The following is a 4,257-nucleotide window of genomic DNA, read 5'->3' on the forward strand; positions in this document are numbered from 1 at the left end:
CTCGCTGGCGACAAGGTTCTGGTCGAAATGACCCCTTACGACCTGACCAAGGGCCGTATTACCTACCGCTTCAAGTAAGCCTCAACTCGCTTCTCAGGAAAACTGGTGTCTATGATCGCGCAACATAAGCTGGTTCTTGCCTCCGACTCTCCCCGCAGGATCGAGCTTCTGGGGCAAGCTGGCATTGAGCCGGATCATATTCAGCCGGCTGATATCGACGAAACGCCTGAGCGCGCGGAACATCCGCGTTCGCTCGCGCATCGTCTTGCTCGTGAAAAGGCAAAGGCTGCTCAGGAACAACTCAAGAGCGACGAAAACTTCACCAGTGCTTTTGTTCTGGCGGCTGACACAGTTGTTGCCGTTGGAAGGCGAGTTCTGCCCAAGGCAGAAATCACCGAGGAAGCACGGGAATGCCTGCGTCTTCTGTCGGGGCGTACGCATAAGGTTTTCACCGGCGTTTGCCTTGTTCTGCCCAATGGCAATCTGCGCCAGACGCTCGTTGAAACACGTTTGCGTTTCGAACGCCTGTCACGCAAGCAGATTGACGCCTATCTCGCTTCCGGTGAGTGGCGCGGTAAGGCTGGTGGCTATGCCATTCAGGGCCTTGCAGGCAGTTTCGTGGTCACGCTGGTTGGCTCCTATACCAATGTGGTGGGCCTGCCATTGCAGGAAACTGTAAGCCTGCTGGCCGATGGTGACTATCCGGTCTATGCTAATTGGGAAAGCGGCAAGGTCTGAAAATCCCATGAGTGACAAGAAAGACATATCCACCGCACCGGATGCACGCGTAACGCCGATACGGCCCACTCGCCCCTGCCCTGAGTGCAGCAAGCCTTCGTCTCGCGATTCTTATCCGTTCTGTTCACCGCGTTGCAAAAGCATCGACCTCAATCGTTGGCTTTCGGGAAGCTATTCATCCCAGGAAAAACCATCGAAGAAGAGGAAGAGAACGACAACTGAGCCTTATTGGCTCAGATTTCCACTGTGAAATCGGTGCTTTAGCAAGTTTATAAGAAATCTTATAAAAAGTGCGATAGGGTGCTGGACAGCGCGAAATTTAATGCTATAACGCACCCACTTCCGGCGGACACCAACACCGCCACACGGTGAAAAATCACCTGCAGGATGCCCGGATAGCTCAGTTGGTAGAGCAGCGGATTGAAAATCCGCGTGTCGGCGGTTCAAATCCGTCTCCGGGCACCATTACAGCTATAATCCATTGAAATTGTTTAACTAACTAATTTTGTTAGAACTTTCGCTCACCCACTGCTACACATGGGTGAACACATTGCTTATCAGAATGGCCCGACCAATGCGCCGCCAAGGTTCTAGCTTTCATCAATTCCGTAAGCGAATACCGCTTGATATTCTGGACAAGGCACGAGGTCTAACGCTGGCCCTGCCAATCGGCAACGAAGTCATCCAGAACACAATCGGCGCACAGGCAGTCGAGATTACAGCTTCGCTCAGAACACGTGATCCTAACGAGGCCAAAGCGCGTCAGGCTGCATTACTCGCTTATCTCGAAGGAGTGTGGAATTCCATTCGAAACGGCCCAACTCGCCTCACCCATAAGCAAGTCTTGGGCCTCGCGGGTGAAGCCTATAAATCCCTTGTCGGTGATTTTGAAGATGACCCCGGCGAAGCCAGTCTATGGTCTACGGCTGCAAAGACGAATGCCGCCGTTCTGGCTCAAGGCGATGCTGCTGTAGAAAAATGGTTTGGCTCAACTGTCGATCAGCTTCTAGCACTTCATCGTCTGCAAGTGGACAGCGATAGCCGTAAAGCCGTCATCGACCAAGTGAGCCTTGCTTTGACAAAGGCGTCCGTCCGTGTCGCTCAGTACGCCACTGCCGATTACAGCTCTGACCCTGTAGTGGATCATTATCCTGCCTTTGCACGGCCACTAGAAGCGGCACCTAAACCGCAGCCAACTGCAACCGCAAAGCAGACCATTTCGGGACTTGCTGGGGGGGGTGGTGGCGTGAAGCCAAGGCAGCGGGTCGATCAATCAGCACATATGAAGCTTACGAACGCTCTGCACGTCTTCTGGCACAGTTCTTGGAACATGACGATGCACACGCCGTTACTAAAGAGAACATTCTAGCCTTCAAGGATCACCGTCTTGCGGAAGGCATGAGCCTCAAAACAATTACCACATCTGACATTACGGGCCTAAGGCAGATATTCCAGTGGGGCATCGACAACAACAAGTTATCGAACAACCCAGCGGCTGGCGTGAAAGTTGCGAAGGTAAAGAAAGCCCGAACACGCCAGAAAGGTTTCACCGACGAAGAAGCTAAGACCATTCTAACCCATGCCTCAAACCACAAACAGGGCAGAGAAAGCAGAAGTGTGTTCAATGCTCGTCGTTGGGTTCCTTGGCTTTGCGCTTATACTGGCGCTCGTGTTGGTGAAATGGTCCAACTTCGCAAACAGGACTTGCGCCATGAAGACGGCCTATGGATCATCACGATCACGCCGGAAGCCGCAAGAGTTAAGGACGCTGAATATCGGGAAGTTCCTCTTCATCCCCATCTAGTCGAATTAAGCTTCCCTGCATTTGTCGAAAAGTCCAAAGCCGAATACATCTTCATGAACCCCTCTTCTGCCACTGAAAAGGCGATACGCGGCGCATGGCGCAAATCTAAAAACCGTGTAACCGACTATGTCCGTGAAGTTGTGACAGATGCCGCCGTGCAACCGAACCATGCTTGGCGACACAGGTTTATGACTGTTGGTCGAAACTTGCAGATACCAAGAGACATCCGTTTCGCAATCACAGGTCACGCTTCCAAGGACGAAGGCGATGATTATGGCGAAGTGTCGAATGAAGCGAAGGCTGCGGCATTGGCGAAGTATCCACGTTACGCGGTCTGACACCGGGAGTGCGGTTGCGCAACGTATCTAACCACTAAAAGTTCATTCAGCTGAAGCAATAGAGAAAACGAATATGCTGCATCAACGACTTCACCAACCCTTGGCTGACACCGTTCTTTACCATTACTGCTCCGCCGATACTTTATTAGCTATTCTTCAATCCAAGTCTATTCGGATGAGTGATGCTAATATGATGAACGATTATGCAGAGGGGCGATATGGATATGGCGTCTTTGAAGAAGCTGCCTCGGAAATTCTAAAGGATGAACTAACTCAAAAGGTTTTCCCTGACTTTAACGTAGAATTTTTCGATAAGGTCGATGAAGTGGTCTCTGGGTTGCAACTTTCCCTTCATCCGGTGATTGCCTCGTTTTCAAAGAAGCCAGACGTTTTAAGCCAATGGTTTCGTTATGCGGATCGAGGAAGAGGCTTCGCACTGGGCCTTGATGCAAATATCTTGCTCGATATGCCAGCTACACTAGTTGAAATTGAGTATGATCGGGCAATTCAAATTAATGAAGCGCGTGAGACTTTGGCGGGTATTTTCATGCGCAACAAGACCGAGAGTTTGAATTACGGAAGAGCCTTTCGAGACGATTGCGCAGTGTTTGCAACGATGCTCCTTTCCTTCAAAAGTAGCGGATTTCGCGAAGAAGAAGAGGTGCGGCTCATCCACCTTCTTGACGTGACCAATGACGACGACAGGCCACGGCTTAAAGATGAAGGTGGAATAGTGAGAAAGCGGAAAGTTAAGGGACAGCAGGTGGAATACAGAGTGACGGACGGAGCATTCATCGCGTATATCGACCTCCCTTTCCCCCCAAAATCAGAGAAGTCCCTAGCAAAACAAATTTGGTTCGGCCCAAAGAATGAAAATGCCTTCGGTAATGTTCTGTATTTTGCTAGTGAAAACCGTTGGAAAGTTGGCGCCTTCCACAATTCTGAAGTCACTTTCAGATGAGCGCGGAATACTGAGAACACAGTGCAACAGATGATTTGAGTTCAATTGTCAAATTTGTCTTTGTCTCGTGGTCTGCTCACGAGAACGTTCAGACGCCTGCTTACATCGGAAGGCGCCCTACTCCGCCTAGCAGGCTGTTGAAGAAGTCTCTGGTTTGGCCTTCAGCACGGCCTCGTCTCCGCTATCGTATGCGAACGTGATCTCGATCGCGCCATCATCGAGTAACTCGGCATGACCGTCGCCCGATACTTCGTCCATTTCATCGCTTCCGCGCCATCTGAAGAAGACCATGGACGTGCTGTAGCCGAGATCGAGGCTCGCTTGCATCGCACCGAAGGCGATTTCGCCATGCCCGTTGGCCCCGATGGTGATTGTGGCGGGGTCAACCAGGTCGAGATAATCCCGATCCCATAGAT

Annotated in this window: 6 protein-coding genes, 1 tRNA gene and 1 pseudogene; 7 read left to right on the forward strand and 1 reads right to left on the reverse strand. The window is 51.2% G+C overall.

Translation table 11 applies throughout. The annotated features are described in order from the left end of the window. The 7 genes and pseudogenes from GAK38_RS23470 to GAK38_RS23500 form a co-directional block, all read left to right on the forward strand. Positions 1–78, forward strand: a pseudogene (locus GAK38_RS23470) (translation initiation factor IF-1); the annotation flags it as partial. 33 nt (positions 79–111) lie between these two features. After that, positions 112–738 carry a Maf-like protein gene (locus GAK38_RS23475; protein ID WP_325347294.1) on the forward strand — a complete coding sequence of 209 codons (627 nt, stop codon included), beginning with the start codon at positions 112–114 and terminating at the stop codon, positions 736–738. A gap of 7 nt (positions 739–745) precedes the next feature. Further along, the gene (gene yacG, locus GAK38_RS23480) at positions 746–988 is read left to right on the forward strand and encodes a DNA gyrase inhibitor YacG (protein ID WP_325347295.1); all 243 of its coding nucleotides are present in this window, start codon (positions 746–748) and stop codon (positions 986–988) included. A gap of 139 nt (positions 989–1,127) precedes the next feature. Continuing rightward, positions 1,128–1,203: transfer RNA gene (locus GAK38_RS23485), tRNA-Phe, on the forward strand. A 76-nt stretch (positions 1,204–1,279) separates the two neighbouring features. Beyond that, positions 1,280–2,107 carry a DUF6538 domain-containing protein gene (locus GAK38_RS23490; protein ID WP_325347296.1) on the forward strand — a complete coding sequence of 276 codons (828 nt, stop codon included), beginning with the start codon at positions 1,280–1,282 and terminating at the stop codon, positions 2,105–2,107. Then, positions 2,062–2,880: a tyrosine-type recombinase/integrase gene (locus GAK38_RS23495; protein ID WP_325347297.1), complete on the forward strand. Its 819-nt coding sequence runs from the start codon at positions 2,062–2,064 to the stop codon at positions 2,878–2,880. The genes GAK38_RS23490 and GAK38_RS23495 overlap by 46 nt, the downstream gene beginning before the upstream one ends. Positions 2,881–2,980: 100 nt before the next feature. Further along, positions 2,981–3,841 (forward strand): DUF2971 domain-containing protein, encoded by an 861-nt coding sequence (locus tag GAK38_RS23500; protein WP_325347298.1) that lies wholly within the window; start codon positions 2,981–2,983, stop codon positions 3,839–3,841. A gap of 126 nt (positions 3,842–3,967) precedes the next feature. On the opposite strand, the gene GAK38_RS23505 is transcribed toward GAK38_RS23500, so the two are convergent. Then, positions 3,968–4,257 (reverse strand): hypothetical protein (locus GAK38_RS23505; RefSeq protein ID WP_325347299.1); only part of this gene is annotated, 290 nt, incomplete at its 5' end.

It is taken from the genome of Xylophilus sp. (genome assembly GCA_009914555.1).
In the GTDB taxonomy this organism is placed as follows: domain Bacteria; phylum Pseudomonadota; class Gammaproteobacteria; order Burkholderiales; family Burkholderiaceae_C; genus WNDY01.